The sequence below is a fragment of the Streptomyces sp. NBC_00435 genome, from assembly GCF_036014235.1.
Classification (GTDB): domain Bacteria; phylum Actinomycetota; class Actinomycetes; order Streptomycetales; family Streptomycetaceae; genus Streptomyces.
In genome coordinates this window covers 1,779,272-1,801,423 of the sequence record NZ_CP107924.1, presented here as the reverse complement: position 1 = coordinate 1,801,423, position 22,152 = coordinate 1,779,272, and the positions used below count along the sequence as shown (strand labels likewise).

The 22,152-nt window shown below is 73.1% G+C and carries 22 protein-coding genes and 1 tRNA gene; 13 read left to right on the top strand and 10 right to left on the bottom strand.

Features of this window, described 5'->3' with window-relative positions; translation table 11 throughout:
* Positions 1–31: 31 nt before the first annotated feature.
* From OG389_RS08250 to OG389_RS08240, 3 genes are all read right to left on the bottom strand, one after another.
* A complete protein-coding gene (locus tag OG389_RS08250; RefSeq protein ID WP_328303596.1) occupies positions 32–316 on the bottom strand; it encodes a DUF202 domain-containing protein in 285 nt (94 codons plus the stop codon).
* 161 nt (positions 317–477) lie between these two features.
* Complete coding sequence (locus tag OG389_RS08245; protein WP_328297808.1) at positions 478–876, bottom strand: YidH family protein; 399 nt, start codon at positions 874–876, stop codon at positions 478–480.
* 9 nt (positions 877–885) lie between these two features.
* Positions 886–1,407: an NUDIX hydrolase gene (locus tag OG389_RS08240; protein WP_328297807.1), complete on the bottom strand. Its 522-nt coding sequence runs from the start codon at positions 1,405–1,407 to the stop codon at positions 886–888.
* 82 nt (positions 1,408–1,489) lie between these two features.
* Between OG389_RS08240 and OG389_RS08235 the strand changes: the two genes are divergently transcribed.
* The 3 genes from OG389_RS08235 (at position 1,490) to OG389_RS08225 (ending at position 6,387) form a co-directional block, all read left to right on the top strand.
* The gene (locus OG389_RS08235; RefSeq protein ID WP_328297806.1) at positions 1,490–3,145 is read left to right on the top strand and encodes an FAD-binding dehydrogenase; all 1,656 of its coding nucleotides are present in this window, start codon (positions 1,490–1,492) and stop codon (positions 3,143–3,145) included.
* Between the two features lie 649 nt (positions 3,146–3,794).
* Positions 3,795–4,739 (top strand): hypothetical protein, encoded by a 945-nt coding sequence (locus tag OG389_RS08230; protein ID WP_328297805.1) that lies wholly within the window; start codon positions 3,795–3,797, stop codon positions 4,737–4,739.
* A gap of 67 nt (positions 4,740–4,806) precedes the next feature.
* Complete coding sequence (locus tag OG389_RS08225) at positions 4,807–6,387, top strand: APC family permease (RefSeq protein WP_328297804.1); 1,581 nt, start codon at positions 4,807–4,809, stop codon at positions 6,385–6,387.
* A gap of 65 nt (positions 6,388–6,452) precedes the next feature.
* On the opposite strand, the gene OG389_RS08220 is transcribed toward OG389_RS08225, so the two are convergent.
* Together OG389_RS08220 and OG389_RS08215 are read right to left on the bottom strand one after the other, a co-directional pair.
* Positions 6,453–6,812 (bottom strand): zinc ribbon domain-containing protein YjdM, encoded by a 360-nt coding sequence (locus OG389_RS08220; RefSeq protein ID WP_328297803.1) that lies wholly within the window; start codon positions 6,810–6,812, stop codon positions 6,453–6,455.
* A gap of 90 nt (positions 6,813–6,902) precedes the next feature.
* Positions 6,903–6,990: transfer RNA gene (locus OG389_RS08215), tRNA-Leu, on the bottom strand.
* Positions 6,991–7,158: 168 nt separating this feature from the next.
* Between OG389_RS08215 and OG389_RS08210 the strand changes: the two genes are divergently transcribed.
* The 3 genes from OG389_RS08210 (at position 7,159) to OG389_RS08200 (ending at position 9,906) form a co-directional block, all read left to right on the top strand.
* On the top strand, positions 7,159–8,484 hold the full coding sequence (locus OG389_RS08210) for a M20/M25/M40 family metallo-hydrolase (RefSeq protein WP_328297802.1): 1,326 nt from the start codon (positions 7,159–7,161) through the stop codon (positions 8,482–8,484).
* 169 nt (positions 8,485–8,653) lie between these two features.
* Entirely contained in the window at positions 8,654–8,887 is a 234-nt protein-coding gene (chpH, locus tag OG389_RS08205; protein WP_328297801.1) for a chaplin ChpH, read from the top strand.
* 167 nt (positions 8,888–9,054) lie between these two features.
* Complete coding sequence (locus tag OG389_RS08200; RefSeq protein WP_328297800.1) at positions 9,055–9,906, top strand: chaplin family protein; 852 nt, start codon at positions 9,055–9,057, stop codon at positions 9,904–9,906.
* Between the two features lie 40 nt (positions 9,907–9,946).
* On the opposite strand, the gene OG389_RS08195 is transcribed toward OG389_RS08200, so the two are convergent.
* On the bottom strand, positions 9,947–10,135 hold the full coding sequence (locus OG389_RS08195; protein ID WP_328297799.1) for a DUF5703 family protein: 189 nt from the start codon (positions 10,133–10,135) through the stop codon (positions 9,947–9,949).
* A gap of 47 nt (positions 10,136–10,182) precedes the next feature.
* On the opposite strand from OG389_RS08195, the gene OG389_RS08190 reads away from it, so the two are divergent.
* On the top strand, positions 10,183–10,845 hold the full coding sequence (locus OG389_RS08190) for a hypothetical protein (RefSeq protein ID WP_328297798.1): 663 nt from the start codon (positions 10,183–10,185) through the stop codon (positions 10,843–10,845).
* Between the two features lie 72 nt (positions 10,846–10,917).
* Here the strand turns inward: OG389_RS08190 and OG389_RS08185 are convergent, their stop codons facing one another.
* Both OG389_RS08185 and OG389_RS08180 read right to left on the bottom strand, forming a co-directional pair.
* Positions 10,918–13,116 carry a helix-hairpin-helix domain-containing protein gene (locus OG389_RS08185; RefSeq protein ID WP_328297797.1) on the bottom strand — a complete coding sequence of 733 codons (2,199 nt, stop codon included), beginning with the start codon at positions 13,114–13,116 and terminating at the stop codon, positions 10,918–10,920.
* Entirely contained in the window at positions 13,113–14,105 is a 993-nt protein-coding gene (locus OG389_RS08180) for an aldo/keto reductase (RefSeq protein WP_328297796.1), read from the bottom strand. The genes OG389_RS08185 and OG389_RS08180 overlap by 4 nt, the downstream gene beginning before the upstream one ends.
* Before the next feature lie 100 nt (positions 14,106–14,205).
* Between OG389_RS08180 and OG389_RS08175 the strand changes: the two genes are divergently transcribed.
* Positions 14,206–15,255: an LLM class F420-dependent oxidoreductase gene (locus tag OG389_RS08175; RefSeq protein ID WP_328297795.1), complete on the top strand. Its 1,050-nt coding sequence runs from the start codon at positions 14,206–14,208 to the stop codon at positions 15,253–15,255.
* A gap of 321 nt (positions 15,256–15,576) precedes the next feature.
* Positions 15,577–16,365, top strand: a complete 789-nt coding sequence (locus OG389_RS08170) for a ferritin-like domain-containing protein (RefSeq protein ID WP_328297794.1) — start codon at positions 15,577–15,579, stop codon at positions 16,363–16,365.
* Between the two features lie 35 nt (positions 16,366–16,400).
* Here the strand turns inward: OG389_RS08170 and corA are convergent, their stop codons facing one another.
* Positions 16,401–17,435, bottom strand: a complete 1,035-nt coding sequence (gene corA, locus OG389_RS08165) for a magnesium/cobalt transporter CorA (protein WP_328297793.1) — start codon at positions 17,433–17,435, stop codon at positions 16,401–16,403.
* Positions 17,436–17,446: 11 nt separating this feature from the next.
* On the opposite strand from corA, the gene OG389_RS08160 reads away from it, so the two are divergent.
* From OG389_RS08160 to mshC, 4 genes are all read left to right on the top strand, one after another.
* The gene (locus tag OG389_RS08160; protein WP_328297792.1) at positions 17,447–18,169 is read left to right on the top strand and encodes a histidine phosphatase family protein; all 723 of its coding nucleotides are present in this window, start codon (positions 17,447–17,449) and stop codon (positions 18,167–18,169) included.
* A 101-nt stretch (positions 18,170–18,270) separates the two neighbouring features.
* Positions 18,271–18,861, top strand: coding sequence for a DUF3090 domain-containing protein (locus OG389_RS08155; RefSeq protein WP_328297791.1), 591 nt, complete (start codon positions 18,271–18,273; stop codon positions 18,859–18,861).
* Positions 18,825–19,661, top strand: coding sequence for an SCO1664 family protein (locus OG389_RS08150; protein WP_328303594.1), 837 nt, complete (start codon positions 18,825–18,827; stop codon positions 19,659–19,661). Before OG389_RS08155 ends, OG389_RS08150 begins: the two co-directional genes overlap by 37 nt.
* 140 nt (positions 19,662–19,801) lie before the next feature.
* Positions 19,802–21,031 (top strand): cysteine--1-D-myo-inosityl 2-amino-2-deoxy-alpha-D-glucopyranoside ligase, encoded by a 1,230-nt coding sequence (mshC, locus tag OG389_RS08145; RefSeq protein WP_328297790.1) that lies wholly within the window; start codon positions 19,802–19,804, stop codon positions 21,029–21,031.
* 100 nt (positions 21,032–21,131) lie between these two features.
* Here mshC and OG389_RS08140 read toward each other — a convergent pair whose 3' ends face one another.
* Positions 21,132–22,139 carry a PAC2 family protein gene (locus OG389_RS08140; RefSeq protein ID WP_328297789.1) on the bottom strand — a complete coding sequence of 336 codons (1,008 nt, stop codon included), beginning with the start codon at positions 22,137–22,139 and terminating at the stop codon, positions 21,132–21,134.
* Between the last annotated feature and the right edge of the window lie 13 nt (positions 22,140–22,152).

Sequence of the window (22,152 nt, the reverse complement as noted above, 5' to 3'; positions counted from 1 at the left end):
GCGGCACAAGGCGGACCATCGGTTCGTCTGCTCAGACGATGACCGCCATCGCGAAGACGGCCAGGGCCACCGTGCAGGCGGTCGCGGCCAGCGCCGCGCGCGGGAGGAGCCCGGCCGGCCGGACCGCGGCCAGCTCCCGCATCCGCCGGTGCGCCACCCACAGGAAAGCCAGCCAGACCAGCGCGATGACCGCCACCCCGGTCAGCTCCACCGGGGATCCGCGGCCGTGCAGGGCCTGCCGCAGGGCCAGTACGGCCGTCACCGCGCACGAGAGCGTCGTACGCCGCCACGCGAGCCGGGTCCGCTCGGGCTGCAGCCCCGCGTCCCGCCCCCGGGGCCCGTCGCCCCCGTCCCGCCGGCCCGGTGCCTCCTGCCCGTCCCGCCCGCCGAGCGGCACCTGCCCGTCCCGCCCGCCGAGCGGCACCCGCTCGTCCCGCCCGCCGGGTGCTCCCCGGTCGGGGTCGTCGCCCGAGGGGCTCACCGCCCTGTCGTCCAGCCCAGCAGCACGACCACCAGCATCGCCACCGCCACCAGCCCCACGCCCAGGCTCAGCACCACCGGGAATCGCGACAGCGGCAGGTCCTCGCCGCGCCGCATGGCCCGCTCGCACCGCACCCAGTGGTTCACCGCCCGCAGAGCGCAGGCCGCGCCCACCACGAGCAGCACGAAGGCCATCCCCACGCGCACGCCCCACCGCAGGTCGGGCAGGAACTGGTCCACGGCGAAACCGCCGCCCACCAGGGCCAGGGCGGTCCTGATCCAGGCCAGGAAGGTCCGTTCGTTGGCCAGCGAGAAGCGGTAGTCGGGGGTCTCGCCCTCGTCCCTCACCCGAGCCGGCGCGAACCACAGCCGCACGTCCTTGACGAAGTCGATCACCTGCCCAATCTACTGGCGCCCCGACCGGAACTCCCGCAGCCTGCGGTACGCCTCCAGCCCGTCCGGCACCCACGGCCAGGAGGCGTCCGCGACCCGCCCCTCCACCTCGCCCTCGGGCAGCCACGCGTGCCAGGCCACCTCCGAGGCCTGCGGCCGGACCGGCAGCTCGCAGCGGACCTCGTGCACGTAGCTCCACCAGGCCCCGCCCGGTCCCTCGTACAGGAACTTGAACAGCGGCGCGGGCTGTCCCAGCCCGGTCACCCCCAGCTCCTCCTCCGCCTCCCGCAGGGCGGCCTGCGCGTAGCTCTCGCCGGCGCCGACCACCCCGCCCACGAACATGTCGTAGTGCGCGGGGAACACCAGTTTCGACTCCGTCCGCCGGTGCGTGAAGATCCGCCCCCGCCCGTCGCGGGCCAGCACGAACACGCAGCGATGGATCAGCCCGCCCGCGTACACCTCGCCGCGCGGGGCCCGCCCCGTCACCCGGTCGTCCCGGTCCACCACGTCCAGTACCTCGTCGGCCGCGCCCATGACCTGGTCCCTCCGCTCCTGTTGACTGGTTACCGCTCCGTAGCAAAGGATCGCCCCACCATCGACGGAGGACGGGTTTCGCATGACGTACGACGCAGACGTGATCGTGATCGGGGCGGGGCTCGCGGGGCTCGTGGCCACCGCGGAGCTCGTCGACGCCGGCCGCAAGGTCATCCTGCTCGACCAGGAGCCCGAGCAGTCCGTCGGAGGCCAGGCCCACTGGTCCTTCGGAGGCCTGTTCTTCGTCGACTCGCCCGAACAGCGACGCATGCGGATCAAGGACACCCGCGAGCTGGCGCTCCAGGACTGGTCCGGCACCGCCGGCTTCGACCGCGAGGAGGACGCCTGGCCGCGCCGCTGGGCCGAGGCCTACGTGGACTTCGCGGCCGGCGAGAAGCGCCCCTGGCTGCACGCCCAGGGCGTCCGCTTCTTCCCCGTCGTCGGCTGGGCGGAGCGCGGCGGCTACGACGCCAACGGCCACGGCAACTCCGTCCCCCGCTTCCACATCACCTGGGGCACCGGCCCCGGGCTGGTGGCGCCCTTCGAGCGCCGCGTACGGGCCGGGGTGGCCCGCGGCCTGGTCCAGCTGAAGTTCCGTCACCGGGTCACCGGGCTCTCCCGCACGGCGGGCAGCCTCGACACGGTGACCGGCGAGCTCCTGGCCCCCTCCGACGCCGTACGGGGCACCGCGAGCGGCCGCGGGACCACCGGGGAGTTCTCCCTGCGGGCCCAGGCCGTGATCGTGACCAGCGGCGGCATCGGCGGCAACCACGACCTCGTGCGCGAGCAGTGGCCGGCCCGGCTCGGCACCCCGCCGGAGCGGCTGCTCTCCGGGGTCCCGGCGCACGTCGACGGTCTGATGCTGGGCATCGCGGAGGGGGCGGGCGCCAGCCACATCAACAAGGACCGGATGTGGCACTACACCGAGGGCATCGAGAACTGGAACCCGATCTGGGCCAAGCACGGCATCCGCATCCTGCCCGGCCCCTCCTCGCTCTGGCTGGACGCGACCGGCAAGCGGCTGCCCGTACCGCTCTTCCCGGGCTTCGACACCCTCGGCACCCTCGACCACATCATGAAGACCGGCCACGACCACACGTGGTTCGTCCTCAACCAGCGGATCATCGGCAAGGAGTTCGGCCTCTCGGGATCCGAGCAGAATCCGGACCTGACGGGCAAATCGGTACGCGGGGTCATCGACCGGGCCCGCCAGGCGGTCCCCGGACCGGTGAAGGCCTTCATGGACAACGGCGCCGACTTCGTCGTCGAGAAGGACCTCTCCTCCCTGGTGCGCGGCATGAACGCGGTCACGAAGGAGGGGCTGCTCGACGAGGAGACGGTCCGCCGGGAGATCGTCGCCCGCGACCGGGAGATCGCCAACCCGTTCACCAAGGACCTCCAGGTCACGGCCATCCACGGCGCCCGCAAGTACCTCGGCGACAAACTGATCCGCACCGCCGCCCCGCACCGGATCCTGGACCCCGCGGCCGGCCCGCTGATCGCCGTCCGGCTCTCGATCCTGACCCGCAAATCCCTGGGCGGCCTGGAGACCGACCTCTCCTCCCGCGTCCTGACCGGCACCGGAGAACCCCTGCCCGGCCTGTACGCGGCGGGCGAGGCGGCCGGCTTCGGCGGCGGCGGCGTCCACGGCTACCGGGCCCTGGAGGGCACCTTCCTCGGCGGCTGCATCTTCTCTGGCCGGGCGGCGGGCCGCGCGGCGGCCGCGGCCGTGTCCTGACCCCCGCCGGCCGCGGAGTGCGGGTCGCCTGCGGCCTCCCGCATCCGCGGGCCGTGCCGAAAGCCCTCGTGGGTGGAGCGGCATTCGGCCAGTGACGCGTACTCGCCGCCCGGGTCCAGCATGTGGCGCGGGTCCGCGTCCGCCGGCCGCGGCGCCCGTACGTCCGTCACCTCCAGGACGCCCACCGGACACCCGGCGCGGTCCGCGGGGCGATTGCGGGCGCCCACCCCCGGCAGTGGGTCGCCGGCGACCACCGGTCGGCGTAGGCCCCTGTCGTCGTGGCCCCGGCGCCGCTCGCCGCGGCCGTAACCAGCTCGTCGCGGAAGGTGTCGGGGAGGGCGGACGAGGGCGCGCGGGCGATCCCCCTGCGCCGTCGCGGATCCCGGCCCGCGATCCGGCGGGCACCCCGGACGCGAACAGGCGGCGAGCTGTCCCCGGCCGTCGCCCCGCACTGCCTCCGCCCCGCCCCGGTCCTCCCCGAACCGTCCGTGAACCGGAGGAAACCCACCAACTCGGCTATTCGGCAGACCAGTTGAAACGAGCCACGCGGCAGGCTGGACCTTGACGCGGAGCTGTGCGTACCGCTTTGCTGTGAGTGATCTTCCAGCCACATCGTCCAACTGCCCGCGCCCTGGAGGGAAAACCGCGGATGTCGCCGCCTCCGCCGCCCCTCGGCCGCGCCCGCAAGCGGGACGCCCAGCTCTTCGACTCCGCCCTCTGCGACACCGAACTCGTCGACGTCCGAACGCAGTTCACCCAGGGCCGGTGGTCCAGGGCCCGCTCCCTGCTCGTCACCACCGGCGACGACTGGGACCGCCGCGGGCACCGCCTCGTCGTGCTCGCGGAGACCCCGGCCGCAAGCGCCTGGGCCCGCGAATGGCTCCTCGCCGAACCGGGGAGCGCCGACGCCGTCACCCTCCTCGCCTGCGCGGCCGTCTTCACCGCCCTGCGCCGCAAGGGCACTCCGGAGGCCGCCGAGGAGGCCTGCCGGCGCGCCGCGGCCCTGTACCCGGCCGACCCCACCCCCTGGCTCGGGCTCCTGCTCCTCAGCCGCGCCTTCGGCACCGAGGAGGAGTTCAGCCGCCACTTCGACCAGGTCCGGGCCCGCCACCGCGAGCACCACCACGCCCATCACCTGATGGTCTCCCGGCTGGCCGAGCGGTCCCCCGCCGCCGGCCACGACCCGCTCCACGAGGTCTACGACTTCGCGGCGTGGGCCGCCGAGGAGTCCCCGGCCGACTCCCCGCTCGCCGTCCTGCCCGTCATCGCCCACGCCGAGCGCTACCGCGTCCTGGCCGCCGGCGGCCACGCCCAGGACACCGGGGCCGAGCACTGGTCCGGCCGCCGCGCACGCCAGGTACTGCGCTCCGCCTTCGACTGGTGGCTGGAGTGGGAGCGCGAGGACCACCCCCGCAACCGCGTGGACCTCAACTTCCTCGCCCACGCCAAGCTCTGCGAGGGCCGCCCCGCCGAGGCCGCGGCCCTCTTCCAGCGCATCGGCAGCCACGCCACCCGCGCCCCGTGGTCCTACCCCGACCTCGACCCGCACAAGGCCTTCCTCGCCGCGCGCAGCGCCGCGCTCGGCACCTCCTGACCCCCGCTCAGTCCCCGCCCCGCCAAGTCCCGCCCCGCCAAGTCCCCGCCCCCGAAAGGACCCCGCCATGCCGACGGGCAGATCCACCACGCTCACCGACGCGGCCGACCCGGCCGAGATCCGTACGTACAAGGGCCAGGACCGCGCCCTGCGCGCCGACCGCCTCGGCACCGCCGGCCTGCTGCTCTCCGTACTCGCCGCGAGCGCGCCCCTGATGGTCGTCGCGGGCGTCATGCCCACCACCTTCGGGGTCATGGGCATCGTCGGGCAGCCCCTGCTGTTCGTCATCCTCGGAGCCGTCCTCGCCCTCTTCAGCATCGGCTACGCCGAGATGAGCCGGCACGTCCACAACGCCGGCGCCTTCTACGCCTACATCGCGCGCGGGCTCGGCCCCACCGCCGGCGCCGGCGCTTCGCTCGTCGCCCTCGTCGCGTACAGCGCCATGCAGGTCGGCGTCTACGGCATCCTCGGCTTCGAGGTCTCCGGCCTCTTCACCACCTACCTCGACACCGAACTCGCCTGGTGGATACCGGCCCTGGCCGCCGTCGCCCTCACCGGCGCGCTCGGCTGGCTGAAGATCGACCTCAACGCCAAGGTCCTCGGGGTCCTCCTGCTCATCGAGGTCCTCCTCGTCGTCGTCTTCGACCTGGCCGCCCTCGGCAAGCCGGGCCCCGACGGCCTCTCGCTGCACGCCTTCAACCCCGAGACCCTCACCGGCGCCGGCCTCGGCACGGCCCTGTGCTTCTGCATCGCCGCCTTCGTCGGCTTCGAGCAGTCCCCGGTGTACGCCGAGGAGACCAGCAAGCCGCACATCGTCGTCTCCCGGGTGATGTTCCTCGCCGTCGGCTTCGTCGCCCTCTTCTTCGCCCTCAGCGCCTGGGCCCTCACCGTCGCCACCGGCCCCGGAGAGGTGGTCAAGGCCTCGGCCGAGGCCGGCCCGGGACTCCTCTTCCAGCTCACCGAGAGTCGCCTGGGCGCCGCCTTCACCGATGCCCTGCACGTCCTGTTCGTGACCGGCATGTTCGCGGCGATGCTCAGCTTCCACAACGTCGTCTCCCGCTACGCCTTCGCCATGGGCCGCGAGGGCCTGCTCCCGGCCGCCTTCGGCCGCACCAACGCGGGCACCGGCGCCCCCGCCACCGGCTCGCTCCTGCAGACCGTGATCTCCGTGGTCGTCGTCCTGGCCTTCGCCCTCACCGACGACCTGCCGGCCGGCGACCCCACCGCGCCCGTCCTGCACCTCTTCACCTGGATGGGCAGCGTCGGCGCCCTCGGCGTGACCCTGCTCATGGCCACCGCCTCCTTCGCGGTCATCGCCTTCTTCGTCCGCCGCGGCACCGCCGGCGCCCAGGTATGGCGGCTCGTCGCGGCCGGTCTCGCCGGGCTCGCGCTGCTCGCCATCGCCGTCTACACGGTCCGGGACTTCGGTGTCCTGGTCGGCGCCGAGGAGGGTTCCGCGCTGAGCTGGGCGCTGCCCGGCATCATCGGAGCCGCCGCCGTCGCGGGCCTGGCGTACGGGCTCGTCCTGCGCTCCACCCGCCCCGAGGTGCACGCCCGCATCGGCCTGGGCAACGAGGCCTTCCGCCTCGACCAGGCGGCGGAGTCCGCCGGCCCCCCCGGGGCCACCGGTTCCGCCCCGCGCGGCTGACCGGTACCCCGGACGTGAAGAGGGACCCCGCCGCGGCGGGGTCCCTCTTCACGTCCGGGACCGGATCAGGCCTTCTTGACCACGCTGGACTTCAGCTGCATGGCGCCGAAGCCGTCGATCCTGCAGTCGATGTCGTGACCGTCGACCCCGTCGATGAGCCGGATGCCGCGCACCTTCGTGCCGGCCTTGATCCCCGAAGGGCTGCCCTTGACCTTGAGCGCCTTGACGACCGTCACGGAGTCGCCGTCGCTCAGCACGTTCCCGACGGCGTCCTTCACGACCCGCTCCGCGGAGTCCCCGCCGCTCTCGGCGCCGCCCTCGGCGGGCACCCACTCGTGGCCGCACTCGGGGCACACCACGAGCGCGTTCATCTCGTAGGTGTACTCACAGGAGCATTTGGGACAAGGGGGGAGATTCTCATTCACCGGTCCAGAATATCCCGGACCGGTCGGGCGCGAGGCGTCGCACCATGGTCGCCAAACGCAGAAAACCCCACGTGAAGTGGGGTTCTCGCTTGGTGTCCGAGGGGGGACTTGAACCCCCACGCCCGATAAAGGGCACTAGCACCTCAAGCTAGCGCGTCTGCCATTCCGCCACCCGGACAAGGTGTCTGTCTCGCGTCCCTCGCGGGCCGTTCCGACGTGGAAAACATTACCAAACATTCCGGGGTCCTCGATCACACCCCCCGGCGGCCGGGGATCGCCCTTGGGCGAAGGCCCCCGGAGCGGGAGGATGGGGGCAGTCCGGTACCGATCAGTGGGAGGAAGCAGCGTGAGCGAATCGAGCGCGGGCAGGACCGTCTCGGGCGAGGACGAGGTCGTCGACCTCTGCAGGGACCTCATCCGGATCGACACCAGCAACTACGGGGACCACTCGGGGCCCGGTGAGCGCAAGGCCGCGGAGTGGGTCGCGGAGCAGCTCGCGGAGGTCGGGCTGGAGCCGCAGATCTTCGAATCGCACAAGGGGCGCGCCTCGACCGTGGCGCGGATCGAGGGGGAGGACCCCTCGCGGCCGGCGCTGCTGATCCACGGGCACACCGACGTGGTCCCGGCCAACGCCGCCGACTGGACCTACGACCCCTTCGCGGGCGAGATCGCCGACGGCTGCGTCTGGGGCCGGGGCGCGGTCGACATGAAGGACATGGACGCGATGACGCTGGCCGTCGTACGCGACCGCATGCGCAGCGGCCGCAAGCCCCCGCGCGACATCGTGCTGGCCTTCCTCGCCGACGAGGAGGCCGGCGGCATCTACGGTGCCCGCCACCTCGTCGACAAGCACCCCGGGCTCTTCGAAGGGGTCACCGAGGCGATCGGCGAGGTCGGCGGCTTCTCCTTCACCGTCAACGAGAACCTGCGGCTGTACCTGGTGGAGACCGCCCAGAAGGGCATGCACTGGATGCGGCTCACGGTCGAGGGCACCGCCGGCCACGGGTCCATGACCAACAACGACAACGCCATCACGGAGCTGTGCGAGGCCGTGGGGCGGCTGGGCCGCCACAAGTGGCCGGTGCGGGTGACCAAGACCGTACGGAGCTTCCTGGACGAGCTCTCCGACGCACTGGGCACCCCGCTCGACCCGGACGACATGGACGCGACGCTCGCCAAGCTCGGCGGCATCGCCAAGATGGTCGGCGCGACACTGCGCAACTCGGCCGCCCCGACCATGCTCGGCGCCGGCTACAAGGTCAACGTCATCCCCGGCCAGGCCACCGCCCACGTGGACGGCCGGTTCCTGCCGGGCTACGAGGAGGAGTTCTTCGCCGACCTCGACCGGATCCTCGGCCCGCGCGTGAAGCGGGAGGACGTCCACGCGGACAAGGCGCTGGAGACGGACTTCGACGGCAAGCTCGTGGACGCGATGCAGACCGCCCTGAAGGCCCACGACCCGATCGCGCACGCGGTCCCGTACATGCTCTCCGGCGGCACGGACGCGAAGTCCTTCGACGACCTCGGCATCCGCTGCTTCGGCTTCGCGCCGCTGCAGCTGCCGCCGGAGCTGGACTTCGCCGGGATGTTCCACGGGGTGGACGAGCGGGTGCCGGTGGAGGGGCTGAAGTTCGGCGTGCGGGTGCTCGACCGGTTCATCGACGAGTCCTGAGGCGAGTGGTCCACCGGGCGGGACGTAGCCAACGCCGTGAATTCGGAAAGGTGTGCGGATTCTACTGAGAAGAGTGAATGCGCTCATACGCTCGTAGCCCCGGTGATCCCTCCTCGTTACAGGTGGTGCGGTCCGCGGCTGGGACCGCGCTTGCCTACTAGGAGGAACAATGTTCAAGAAGGTTGCCGCCGCTGCGGCTGTCACCGGTGGTCTGGTTCTCGCGGGTGCGGGTCTGGCTGTCGCCGACGCTGGTGCCCAGGGTGCGGCCATCGGTTCGCCCGGTGTCCTGTCCGGCAACGTCGTCCAGGTTCCGGTCCACGTTCCCGTGAACGTCTGTGGCAACTCGATCTCCGTGATCGGCCTGCTGAACCCGGCTTTCGGCACCACCTGCGTCAACGCCTGACGTTTCTGAAGTTCTGGGCCCCGGAGCGCATTCCAGCGCTCCGGGGCCGCCGGGCTTTACGGGCCCGATGACGATCTTCCGGCGTACCAGGCGGGGGAGCCTGTGCGGCCAGTGCGCCGGCCACGTCGTGCACGTGCACGACGCACACACCAGGGGACGAAGTACAGATGCGACGACAGGTACAGGTCACCGGCAGGAAGACCTTGATCACCATGGCGGCCGCGGGGGGCCTGCTCGCGTTCGGCGGCGGGTACGCGCACGCGGACTCCGGGGCCTCCGGCCACGCTGAGCACTCTCCGGGACTGCTGTCCGGGAACACCCTCCAGGCACCCGTGGACGCACCGGTGAACGCTTGCGGGGACACGGTGACGGTCGTGGGGGCCCTGAACCCGGCCTTCGGCAACCGCTGCGCGAACCTCGCGGGCCGACCGGGGCACCAGCAGCACCCGGACCATCCGCACGACGAGTGCGACGAGGACGACGGGGGCCACACCCCGAACCACCCCGGTGGTCCGGGGGGTCACGGCAATCCGGGTGGTCCGGGGGACCACGGGAACCCGGGTGGTCCGGGCGACCACGGGAACCCGGGTGGGCCCGGTGATCACGGGAACCCGGGTGGTCCGGGGGACCACGGGAGCCCGGGTGGTCCGGGGGACCACGGGAACCCGGGTGGTCCGGGGGACCACGGGAACCCGGGTGGTCCGGGCGACCACGGCAACCCCGGTGGGCCCGGTGACCACGGAAACCCGGGCGGGCCCGGCGATCAGGGCAACCCCGGAACCGGCACCCCCGGTACGCCCGTCCCCGGACAGCCCGGAACGCCCACCGGCCCCGGAACCGGATCCGTGACCCCGGTGACGTACCCCGCCCAGGGGACCGCCACGGCTACGGGTTCGACCCCGGCCGGGGAACTGGCCGCCACCGGATCCGGTGACGTCCTCACCGCCGGCGTGCCGCTGGCCGCAGGCGTGCTGCTGGCCGGCGCCGTGCTCTACCGCCGGGCGCGCAACGCGGCCTGACGGACGTTCATGACGTGGGTCCCGGCCCCCGGGACCCACGTCACCAGGTCGCGCGGACCTGTCGGATGATCCGGCGGCGCAGTCGCACGCGGCGACTGCCGTCCCGAAGCAGGGTCAGCCGGTCGAGCTCCCAATGCTCGTACTCGGCGTGTTCGGTCAGCAGGCGGGTCGTTTCCTGGCGAGGAACCCCGCGGGGCACGTACAAGTCGACAAATTCGTATTCCGGCATCGCATCTATTGTGCCGGGAGAGCCCCGCTACGGATAGCGTCTGCACTATGTCTGATGCCGCTCTGCCCACTGTTGCCGAGGTACGCGCCGCCGCCGAGGCGGTCAAGGCCGCGCTCGACCGTCACCTCGCCGCGGTCGAGAGCAGGATCGGGGACGATGATCCGGACGTCTACGCCGCGTTCAACGAACTCGCCGCCGCCGCCGAGGAGTACGACGAACTCCTCTACGACGGCTACGACGAGGTCACCCCCTTCGAGATCCCCACTCCCGAGGACGGGCTGCCGTACACCGGCCCCGCCGAGCCCGCCGCCTTCAGCGTGCTCATCCGCCGCGACTACGCCGTGGTCGAACCGGCCCGCCTGCTCGCCCAGGCCGAACGCGTCGTCGCGCACGACCGGGAGGCCGCGCTCGACCACGACGGTGGCACCGCCGAGGCGCTGGGCGTGCTCTTCGGGGAGTACGAGCCCGACGAGATCGCCTCCCGCGCGAAGGACTTCGGACTGGAGGAGGGTGACTCCACGCTGTGGATCGCGGCCTCGGAGGAGGCCGCCGAGCCGGGGGAGTGGCTGGGTTCGCCCTTCACCCACATCGATCCGCAGGACGTGATGCACCGCTTCGACGTGAGCTCGGTCTTCGACGAGGAACTGGACGAGGAGTACGCCGAGGACGGCGAGGAAGAGACGGCCGAACCGGGCCTGACCCCGGCCTAGGGCGGTCCACCCGTCCGTGCGCAGGAAGCCGCGGCCCCCGTCCCGCCCGGGACGGGGGCCGCGGCGCGTCCGCTACTCGGGCTGTGCCGCCGCCGACGCCACGAGCGCCCGCAGCAGCCCCGTCAGCCGGGTCGTACGGGGCTTCGCCGGCACCTGCGCGACCGCGTGCGCCAGCGCCTGGTCCACCCCGTGCACCACCGACAGGTGCCGCTCGGCCCGCCCGAACGCCGTGTACACCCAGTCCCGGGACAGGGCCTGCGCCGCGTCACCGGGCAGTACGACGACCGCCGCGGGCCAACGCGCCCCCACGGCCTGGTGCGCCGTGACGGCCCACCCGTGCCGCACCTGGGACTCCACCCGCTCCTTCGGTACGACGATCCGTGTGCCCGCACCCGCGTCCAGGTGCAGCCCCTGCGCGTCGGCCGACACCACCCGGGCCGGCAGCGCCCGCCCGGCGGACGGCACGTGGACCACCCGGTCCCCGGGGTCGAAGCCGCCGAATCGGCCGGGCCCCGGGTTCAGCCGCTCCTTGAGGGCGGCGTTGAGCGCACGGGTGCCCGCCGCACCGCCGTGGCCCGGGGTGATCACCTGGACCGCGTCCGCCGGGATGCCGAAGGCGCGCGGCACCGACTCGGCCACCAGCTGCACGGTGCGGTGCACCGCCTCCCCGGCGTCGCGGACCGGGACGATGACGACCTCCTTGCCGGGGGCGTCGACCTGGTTCAGCTCCCCGATGCCGACCCCGGAGACCAGCTCGCCGATCGGGCCGGGGTCGGGGACGCGGGAGACCAGCTGGGGGCAGGCGCGGGCCGCGAGCACATCGGCGAAGACCCGGCCGGGTCCGGCGGAGCCGAGGACCGCGGGGTCGCCGGACAGCACCAGTCGGGCCCCGTCGGGAACCGACTCCACCAGCGCGGCGGCCGTCTCCACGTCCAGCTGCGGCGTGTCCAGGACGATGAGCAGGTCCAGCGCGAACTGCCCGTCCGCGTCCCGGCCCGGTCCCTCGGCGCCGGCGAGCAGACCGGCAACGGTGACGGCGTCCGCGGCCGGGGCGTGCGCGGCCAGGACGGCGCGCAGGCCGAACTCCCGGGCGGCCGCGAGCAGGGCGCGGGGTTCGGCGCGGGCGGCCTCGCCGCCGGTGTGGGTGACCAGGCCGTGCCCGGCGGCCGCGCGGATCAGCTCGGCGCCGGTACCGGTGGCGGCCTTGTCCCAGTCGGCGGGGCCGGTGAAGGTGTTGGCGAGGCGGGCCAGGCCCTCGGCCAGGCTCTCCTCGGCCATGGCGGAGCCCTCCAGCCCGACCAGGACCTGTACGGGCTGCTCCTCGTCCTCCCCGACGGGCGGACCGACCGGTTCCTCGAAGGCGAGCACGGCTCCCTCGCCCACGGCCGCCTCCAGCGCCCCGGCGGGGTCGGGCACGCCGTACTGGGCGAGCGCCGATTCCAGGGTGGGGGCGTCCAGCACGGTGTGCCCCTTGGCGGCGGCCTGGGCCAGCAGCCAGCCCACCAGGGCGGCGGCCCGCCGCTCGTCGCCGGAGCCGGTCGCGTCGGCGCCGAGCAGGGCGCGGGCGAACCCGTCGGCCTGGGTCGGGCGGACCCCGGCGACGGCCAGCAGCCGCCAGGGGGACTCGGAGAGCTGCGCGGCGGCGTCCTCGCCGAGGGCGGCGACGGCCTGCGGGACGAGGGCCTCGGGGGCGCCGCCCCGGGTGAGGACCGCGCGGAGCGCCTGGACGGCGTCGGGGGAGGGGGTGGGCGGTGCCGTCGGCGCGGGTGCGGCCACGGGGGCGCGCTCCGGCGCGGGCGCGGGTGCCGGGACCGTCGGGCGGGGCGCCGGGGGCGCGTCGAACACGGCTGGGGGCTTGCCGCCGCCCTCCACGGCCCGTACGGCGGCCAACAGGTCGGCGGCGGGGCCGCTGAGCTTGGCCCCGGCCTCCACGGGGGCCTCGCGCTCGGCCTTGCGGCGGGCGATGCGCTCCCGCTCGATCTTCTGCGCGGCCAGCTCGGCGGCGGCCTCGCTGAGCTGTGGCTTGGCCTCCGCCGCGGCCGGCTCGGCCGTGGCCGACTCCGCCGTGGCGTCGGCTTCGGTGTCGGCCGGTGCCGCCTCGGGTTCCGCGTCGGTGTGCCCTGCGGGGCCTTCCCCGACCCCGGCTTCGCCGGAGCTGTCCGCGCCTCTGTCGTCGGCGGTGGCCGGCGCGGCGGGGGTGACCGACTCGGTGCGCGGAGTGGTCTCCTCGTCCGGGGTGGCCGGTTCTTCCGCGGCAGCGGTCTCGCTCACAGGGTGCTCCAGTCCTGATCGGGGTAGCGGTGGACGGGCGCCGAGACGTCGTCCAGCGCTTGGCGGATCTCCATCGGAAGACTAAGCGTCTCCACCGACAGAGCCGCCCCGAGCTGCGCCGACGTCCGCGCGCCGACGATGGGCGCGGCCACTCCCGGGCGGTCGCGGACCCAGGCCAGGGCCACCTGGAGCGGGGTCACCGCGAGGCCGTGGGCGGCCGTCGCCACCGCGTCCACGATCCGGCTCGCCGCCTCGTCCAGGTACGGGTCCACGAACGCCGCCATCGTCTCCGAGGCGCCGCGGGAGTCAGCCGGGGTACCGGCCCGGTACTTGCCCGTCAGGACGCCCCGGCCCAGGGGGGAGGAGGGCAGCAGGGACACGCCCAGGTCCAGCGCGGCCGGCACCACCTCGCGTTCCACGCCCCGCTGGAGCAGGGAGTACTCCATCTGCGTCGAGGCCAGCCGGGTCCGTACCCCCTGCGCGGCGAGCTGCCAGGTCGCCGCCTTCGCCAGCTGCCAGCCGCTGAAGTTCGACACCCCCGCGTACCGTGCCCGCCCGCTGCTCACCGCGATGTCCAGCGCCTGGAGGGTCTCCTCCAGCGGGGTCCACGGATCGAAGGCGTGGACCTGCCAGAGGTCGACGTAGTCGGTGTCGAGCCGGGCCAGCGAGTCGTCCAGGGCGGACAGCAGGTGTCCGCGCGAGCCGTCGAAGCGCCGGTCCGGGTCCGCCACCCCGCCCGCCTTGGTCGCGATCACCAGATCCCGCCGCGGGACCACGGAACCGATCAACTGTCCGAGGAGGTACTCCGCCTCCCCGCCCCCGTACACGTCGGCGGTGTCGACGAGCGTGCCGCCCGCGTTCCAGAACGCCTTCAACTGCGCGGCCGCTTCCGCCTCGTCCGGTCCGTCCGCCGACCGGCCCCAGGTCAGTGTGCCGAGACCGATCCGGGAGACGCGCAGGCCGGTGCGGCCGAGATGCCTCTGCTCCATGAGGGCTGAGACTACTGCGGCACTGACGTGGGACACCCGGGCGCGCTACAGTCCCCGCAGACCTACGTTACTGATCGGTAAACCGGTAAGGGGACGACATATGCGGCTCGGCATCAATCTCGGCTACTGGGGCGCTGGCATGGACGCCGACAACCTGGCCGTCGCGCAGGAGGCCGACCGCCTCGGCTACGACGTCTGCTGGGCGGCGGAGGCCTACGGCTCCGACGCTCCGACCGTCCTGGCCTGGGTCGCGGCCCAGACCGAGCGGATCGACGTCGGCTCGGCGATCCTCCAGATCCCGGCCCGCCAGCCCGCCATGACGGCCATGACGGCCGCCACCCTCGACTCGCTCACCAAGGGGCGGTTCCGGCTCGGTCTCGGCGTCTCCGGACCGCAGGTCTCCGAGGGCTGGTACGGCGTGAAGTTCGACAAGCCGCTCGCGCGGACCCGCGAGTACGTGGAGATCGTCCGCAAGGCGATGACCCGCGAGCGCCTCAGCTACGAGGGCGAGCACTGGACCCTGCCGCTGCCCGGCGGCCCCGGCAAGCCGCTCAAGCTGACCGTGCACCCCGAGCGGGAGCACATCCCGCTCTACATCGCGGCGATCGGGCCGAAGAACCTGGAGCAGACCGGCGAGATCGCCGACGGCGCGCTGCTGATCTTCCCGGCCGCCGAGCACCTGGAGGCCACCGCCCTGACCCACATCCGGGCGGGCCGCGAGAAGGCCGGGCTGACCATGGACGGCTTCGACGTCTGCCCGACGGTGCCGCTGGCCGTCGGCGAGGACGTGGCCGGGCTCGCGGACATGTTCCGCCCCTACACCGCCCTGTACGTGGGCGGCATGGGCAGCCGCAAGCAGAACTTCTACAACCAGCTGGCCCAGCGCATGGGCTACGAGAAGGAAGCCGTGGAGGTCCAGGACAAGTACCTGGCGGGCGACAAGCAGGGCGCGGCCGCCGCGGTCCCGCACTCGCTGATCGACTCAACCACCCTGCTCGGCCCGGTGGAGCGCATCGCCGACGGGATGCGGGCCTACGCGGAGGCCGGGGTCACCACCCTGACGCTCGCCCCGGCCGGCTTCACCCTGGAGGAGCGGATCACCGCGCTGCGGACGGGTGTCGAGGCGATGGAGCGGGCCGGCCTCGCCTGACCGGTTCGGCAGAGCGACGGACGAATCCGTCTGAGGGCCGACCGGGTCAGGCGAGCGGGCTCTGCGGCCGTGGTGGGGGCTCGGGGGGTCTTCCCCGCCACGGCCGACACAGCCAACAACGCGCGGGGTGCCCCCGGGGTTACGCCCTCGGGGCGGGTGTCTTGCCCACCGGTCCCGCCCCTGTCCCGCCCCTGCCCCACGCACGGTCCCTCCCGCCGGTCGCACTCACCGGTCTCTCCCACCAGCCGGGGCGGATCCATTCGGCCGAGCCGTACGCCGCATCCGGTTGCCCGGTCCCGGAATCGGCTTTTGACTCGACGCATGCTCTCTGCGCGCGCCCTGTTCCGGGAGATCGTCGACCACGACGGCTCCTTCCAGCTGTTCTGCTCCATCGCCGCCGGCGGCGAGTCCCAGGGAGGCTGGGAGAACGCCCGGATCGCGGCCCTGGTCCCCGACTCCATGCGCGACCTCGCGCCCAAGATCACCCGGCACGGTGCCGACGAGGACAAGCACGGCCGGATCTTCAACGCGCTGCTGCGCAAACGCGGCCTCGCCCCGGTCCCCGTCCCCCCGGAGACCGACTACACGATGCTGCTGGAACGGCGCGGCATCGGCCTGAGCCACGAGAAGCTGCGCGGCGGGCGGACCCTGAGCGAGGAGGACGTCGTCGTCTACCTCGCCCACAGCCGGGTCACCGAACAGCGCGCCTCCGAGCAGATGCTGATGCTGCTGCGGCACTTCGGGGACCACCCCGACCTCGGCAGGGCCGTCCGCATGATCAGCGCGGACGAGGACAACCACCTCGCCTACTGCCACGAGGAGCTGCTGCGCCTGGCCGGCGCCGGCCACGCCCGGACCATCCACCGGGTCCTGCGCGAGAGCGCGCTCGCCGAGATCGCGGTCTACCGCGACGTGAGCCTCGCCGTCATGGCCCGCATGGGGCGGCTGCTGGACTGGCCCGCACCGAAGGCCGCCGCGCTGGCCGCCGGGATCCGGGGCGCGTACGCGTACGAGCGCTTCGGCGGCTGGCACCGGATGGTCTCCCTGCGCCCGCCGGAGCACCGCGACGCGCTGGGCGGCGCGGCGACCGCGGCGCCGGAGTTCGCCTAGAGCCGGGTTGGCTTCGAGCGCCGGTTCGCCAGGCCCTAGAGCCAGCCGCGGCGCTTGAACATCCGGTGCAGGCCCAGGCACACGGCCACCATCACCACGACCACCAGTGGATAGCCCCACCGGTGCCTGAGCTCCGGCATGTGGTCGAAGTTCATGCCGTAGATCCCCGCCACCATCGTCGGCACCGCCGCCATGGCCGCCCAGGCCGAGATCTTGCGCATGTCGTCGTTCTGCCGGACGCCCATCTGCGCCAGGTGCGCGGCCAGCGCGTCCGAGAGCAGCCGGTCCAGGCCCTCGATGTACTCGTTCGCCTTCGTCAGATGGTCGGCGACGTCGCGGAAGAACGGCTGGGCGTGCTCGTGGACGAAGGGCACGTCCCCGAAGGCGAGGCGGTCCATGGGCTGCAGCAGCGGACTCGTGGCCCGGCGGAACTCCAGGACCTGCCGCTTGAACCCGTAGATCCGCGCGGCGGTGTTCTTGGTGTCCGCGGAATTCGGCGCGAAGACCTCCGCCTCCAGCTCCTCCAGGTCCGCCTGGAGCTCGGCGGCCACCTCGATGTAGTGGTCCACCACCGCGTCCGAGACCGCGTACAGCACCGCCGTGGGACCGTGCTTCAGTACGTCGGGCTCCTGCTCCAGCCGGTGGCGCACGGCGGCCAGCGCGGCCCCCTCGCCGTGCCGGACCGTGACGACGAAGGAGTCGCCGATGAACACCATCAGCTCGCCCGTGGTCACCGTGTCGGAGCGGTCGTCGTACATCACCGGCTTGAGGACCACGAAGAGCGAATCGTCGTAGACCTCCAGCTTCGGCCGCTGGTGGGCGGTCAGCGCGTCCTCCACCGCCAGTGGGTGCAGCCCGAACTCCTGGCTGACGTGCTCGAATTCCTTCGCCGTCGGCTCGTGCATGCCGACCCAGAGGAAAGCGTCACCGGAGGCCCGCGCCTCGTCCAGGGCGTCGGAGAAGTCCTCGGGAGCCTCGGAGCGGCGGCCGCCCCGGTACATCGCGCAGTCGACAATCACCCGCGCATTGTTCCCTGCCCAGCGCCTGCCCGCACACCGGCCGGGCCGCATAGGGTGGCGGCATGGCCACGCTGATCCTCGTACGACACGGGCGGTCCACCGCCAACACCGCAGGGCTGCTCGCCGGATGGACCCCGGGAGTGACCCTGGACGAGCACGGCGCCGCACAGGCCGCCGCGCTGCCCGGGCGGCTCGCCGGGGTACCGCTCGCCGCCGCCGTCTCCAGCCCGCTGGAGCGGTGCGCCGAAACCCTCGCGCCGCTGCTGGCGGCCAGGCCGGGGCTCGTCCTGCACACCGACGAGCGGATCGGCGAGTGCCACTACGGCGACTGGTCGGGCCGCAAACTCTCCGAGCTGTCCGAAGAACCGCTGATGCGCATCGTCCAGCAGCACCCGTCGGCCGCCGCCTTCCCCGGCGGCGAGTCCATGCGCGCCATGCAGGCCCGCGCGGTGGACGCCGTACGCGACTGGAACGCGCGGATCGAGGAGGAGCACGGCAGCGACGCCGTGTACCTGATGTGCTCGCACGGGGACATCATCAAGTCCCTTGTCGCGGACGCCCTCGGTATGCACCTGGACCTCTTCCAGCGGATCCACGTCGACCCCTGCTCGGTCACCGCGATCCGCTACACGCCGACCCGGCCGTTCCTGCTCCGGCTCGGTGACACCGGGGACTTCGCCTCGTTCGTACCGCGCGAAACCCCGGCGGAGGATGCCGCGGCAGCCCCGGACGCGGCCGCGGACGCCGGGCAGGCGGTCGTGGGGGGCGGTGCGGGCGCGGTGTGATCGAACGGCGCAGTAGGGTGGACGGGCCAACACATGGGCGCAGCCCTGCCCCTGCCTCCCCCTGACTCCGTCGGGGGACCCCGGACACTTGGAGACTGGACGTGCCCCGTCAGGTGTTCCTCTACGACCCGCCGGACCGCTTCGTGGCCGGCACGGTCGGCCTGCCTGGACGCCGTACGTTCTTCCTGCAGGCCTCCACCGGCCCCCGCGTCACCAGCGTCTCCCTGGAGAAGACCCAGGTCGCGGCGCTCGCGGAGCGGATGGAAGAACTGCTGGACGAGGTCGTGCGGCGCACCGGGGGCAACGCCCCCGTCCCGGCCGTCGCCCCCGCCGAGGCGACCGACACCGCGCCCCTGGACGTTCCCGTCGAGGAGGAGTTCCGCGTCGGCACCATGGCCCTGGCCTGGGACGGCGAGGACCAGCGCATGATCGTCGAGGCGCAGGCGCTGGTGGAGCTCGACGCCGACTCGGAGGAGGACCTCGCCGAGGCGGAGGAGCGGCTCCTCCAGGACGAGGAGAACGGGCCGCCGATGCTGCGCGTGCGCCTCTCCGGCGCCCAGGCCCGGGCCTTCGCCAAGCGGGCCCTGGACGTGGTCAACGCGGGCCGGCCGCCCTGCCCGCTGTGCAGCCTGCCGCTGGACCCCGAGGGGCACGTCTGCCCGCGCCAGAACGGCTACCGGCGCCAGGCGTGAGGTCCACGGGGGAACTGGAAGCACTGCTGGCCCACGGGGAGCTCACCGTCGTCGGCCGGATCCGCGAGGCGTCCAACGCCGTCCTGCTGTGCAGCGTCACGCACGAGGGCGTGAGCGCCGACTGCGTGTACAAACCGGTCAAGGGCGAGCGCCCGCTGTGGGACTTCCCCGACGGGAACCTCGCCCAGCGCGAGGTCGCCGCCTACCTGGTCTCCGAGGCCACCGGATGGGGGCTGGTGCCGCCGACCGTGCTGCGCGACGGACCGTACGGCGAGGGCATGGTCCAGCAGTGGATCGAGACGGGGGAGGCCCCCGAGGCCGGACTGCTCGCACTCGTGGAGGGCGAGGAGGCGGGGGAGGGCTGGAAGCCCGTCGCCTTCGCCGAGGTCGGGGAGGGCCGCACCGCCCTGCTCGTCCACGCCGACGACGAACGGCTGCGCCGGATGTCGGTCCTCGACGCCGTGATCAACAACGGCGACCGCAAGGGCGGCCACCTGCTGCCCGCGCCCGACGGCCGGCTCTACGGCATCGACCACGGAGTGACCTTCCACACCGAGGACAAGCTGCGCACCCTGCTGTGGGGGTGGGCGGGGGAGCCGCTGACCGGCGAGGCGCGGTCCGTGCTGACCGACCTGGGGGCCGCACTGGCCCCGCGGGAGCCCCTCGCCACCCGGCTGGCGGAACTGGTCACCGCCGACGAGCTGGCCGCCGTACGGGCGCGCGTGGCCCTTCTGCTGAGCACGGGGAGGCATCCGCAGCCCTCCGGGCAGTGGCCGTCGATCCCGTGGCCGCCCGTCTGAGGCGGCCGGTGCGCAGCCGAGCGCAGCGGAGCCGGCCGGGGCCCACACGCACAGAACCAGCCATGGCGCAAGAGTGCTGATCGAGACAACAGTGCAGGTCCGGTTCGTTTTCGGAACACCCGTCCGGTTAGGCTCGAGACATGCATGCCTGGCCCGCTTCTGAGGTCCCCGCCCTGCCTGGCAAGGGCCGCGACCTCCAGATCCACGACACCGCGACCCAGGGGACGATCACCCTCGCCCCCGGTCCCGTCGCCCGTATCTACGTCTGCGGAATCACCCCGTACGACGCGACCCACATCGGTCACGCGGCGACCTACAACGCGTTCGACCTCGTGCAGCGCGTGTGGCTCGACACCAAGCGGCAGGTCCACTACGTCCAGAACGTCACGGACGTGGACGACCCGCTGCTGGAGCGGGCGCTGCGCGACAACCAGGACTGGACCGAGCTCGCCGAGCGCGAGACCGCGCTCTTCCGCGAGGACATGACCGCCCTGCGGATGCTGCCGCCGCAGCACTACATCGGAGCCGTCGAGGCCATACCCGGCATCGTGCCGCTGGTCGAGCGACTGCGGGACGCGGGCGCCGCCTACGAGCTGGACGGCGACGTCTACTTCTCGGTGGAGTCCGACGCGAACTTCGGCAAGGTGTCCAACCTGGACGCCGAGGCGATGCGGCTGCTGTCGGCCGAGCGCGGCGGGGACCCCGACAGGGTGGGGAAGAAGAACCCGCTCGACCCGATGCTGTGGATGGCCGCCCGCCCGGGCGAGCCGAGCTGGGACGGCGGCTCGCTGGGCCGCGGCCGGCCCGGCTGGCACATCGAGTGCGTGGCCATCGCCCTGGACCACCTGGGGATGACCTTCGACATCCAGGGCGGCGGTTCCGACCTCGTCTTCCCGCACCACGAGATGGGCGCCTCGCACGCCCAGGTGCTGACGGGCGAGTTCCCGATGGCCAAGGCGTACGTACACGCCGGCATGGTCGCGCTGCACGGCGAGAAGATGTCGAAGTCCAAGGGCAACCTGGTCTTCGTCTCCGCCCTGCGGCGGGCCGGGGTGGACCCGGCGGCGATCCGCCTGGCCCTGCTCTCGCACCACTACCGCGCGGACTGGGAGTGGACCGACGCGGTCCTCGCGGAGGCGGTGGCCCGCCTGGAGCGCTGGCGCGCGGCCGTCTCCCGCCCGGACGGCATCCCGGCCGACGCCCTGGTCGAGGAGGTCCGCGAGGCCCTCGCCAACGACCTGGACGCCCCCGCGGCCCTCGCCGCCGTGGACCGCTGGGCCGAGCTCCAGATCGCCTCGGACGGCGACGACGAGTCGGCCCCCGGCCTGGTCTCCCGCACGGTCGACGCCCTGCTGGGCGTAGCCCTCTAGTACCGACCGGCAGCAACGGAGAAAGCGCGCCCCGGCCGGGGCGCGCTTTCTCCGTTCACGGAGCCGGACGGCGGTCCTGGACTGCGCCGCCACCGCCCTCCTAGGGCGTGTCCGCGTCGCCCTCCCCGGTGCCCTCCGCGGTGCTGTCGGGCCCGGACGCGTCGTCAGAGCCCGCCGCGTCGTCCGGTTTCGGCTTCGGCTGGGGGCGCCCACCGGACAGGTCCCGGAAGTACGAGCCCGTGTCCGTGGCCGTCTCCGGGCCCGCAGCGGGGTCCCGCCGGCGCAGGTACCGCTCGAACTCGCGGGCGATCGCGTCGCCCGAGGCCTCCGGCAGGTCGGCGGTGTCGCGGGCTTCCTCCAGCGTCTGGACGTACTCCGCCACCTCGCTGTCCTCGGCCGCGAGTTGGTCCACGCCCAGCTGCCACGCCCGCGCGTCCTCGGGCAGTTCGCCCAGCGGGATCCGGATGTCGATCAGATCCTCCAGACGGTTGAGCAGGGCCAGCGTCGCCTTCGGGTTCGGCGGCTGGGACACGTAGTGCGGCACCGCCGCCCACAGGGACACCGCCGGCACCCCGGCATGGGTGCAGGCCTCCTGCAGGATGCCCACGATCCCCGTCGGCCCCTCGTACTTCGTCTCCTCCAGGTCCATCGTCCGCGCCAGGTCCGCGTCCGAGGTCACCCCGCTGACCGGCACCGGCCGGGTGTGCGGGGTGTCACCCAGCAGTGCGCCCAGGATGACGACCATCTCCACGCCCAGCTCATGGGCGAAGCCGAGGATCTCGTTGCAGAACGACCGCCACCGCATGGACGGTTCGATCCCGCGCACCAGTACCAGGTCGCGCGGTTTGGTGCCGCCGATGCGGACCACCGACAGCCGGGTCGTCGGCCACGTGATCTTCCGTACCCCGTTGTCCAGCCACACCGTCGGCCGGTTGACCTGGAAATCGTAGTAGTCCTCGGCGTCCAGAGCCGCGAAGACCTCGCCCTTCCACTCCCGGTCCAGGTGTGCGACCGCACCGGAGGCCGCGTCACCCGCGTCGTTCCAGCCCTCGAACGCGGCCACCATGACCGGGTCGATCAGCTCGGGCACGCCCTCAAGCTCGATCACCCAGGTCTCCTTC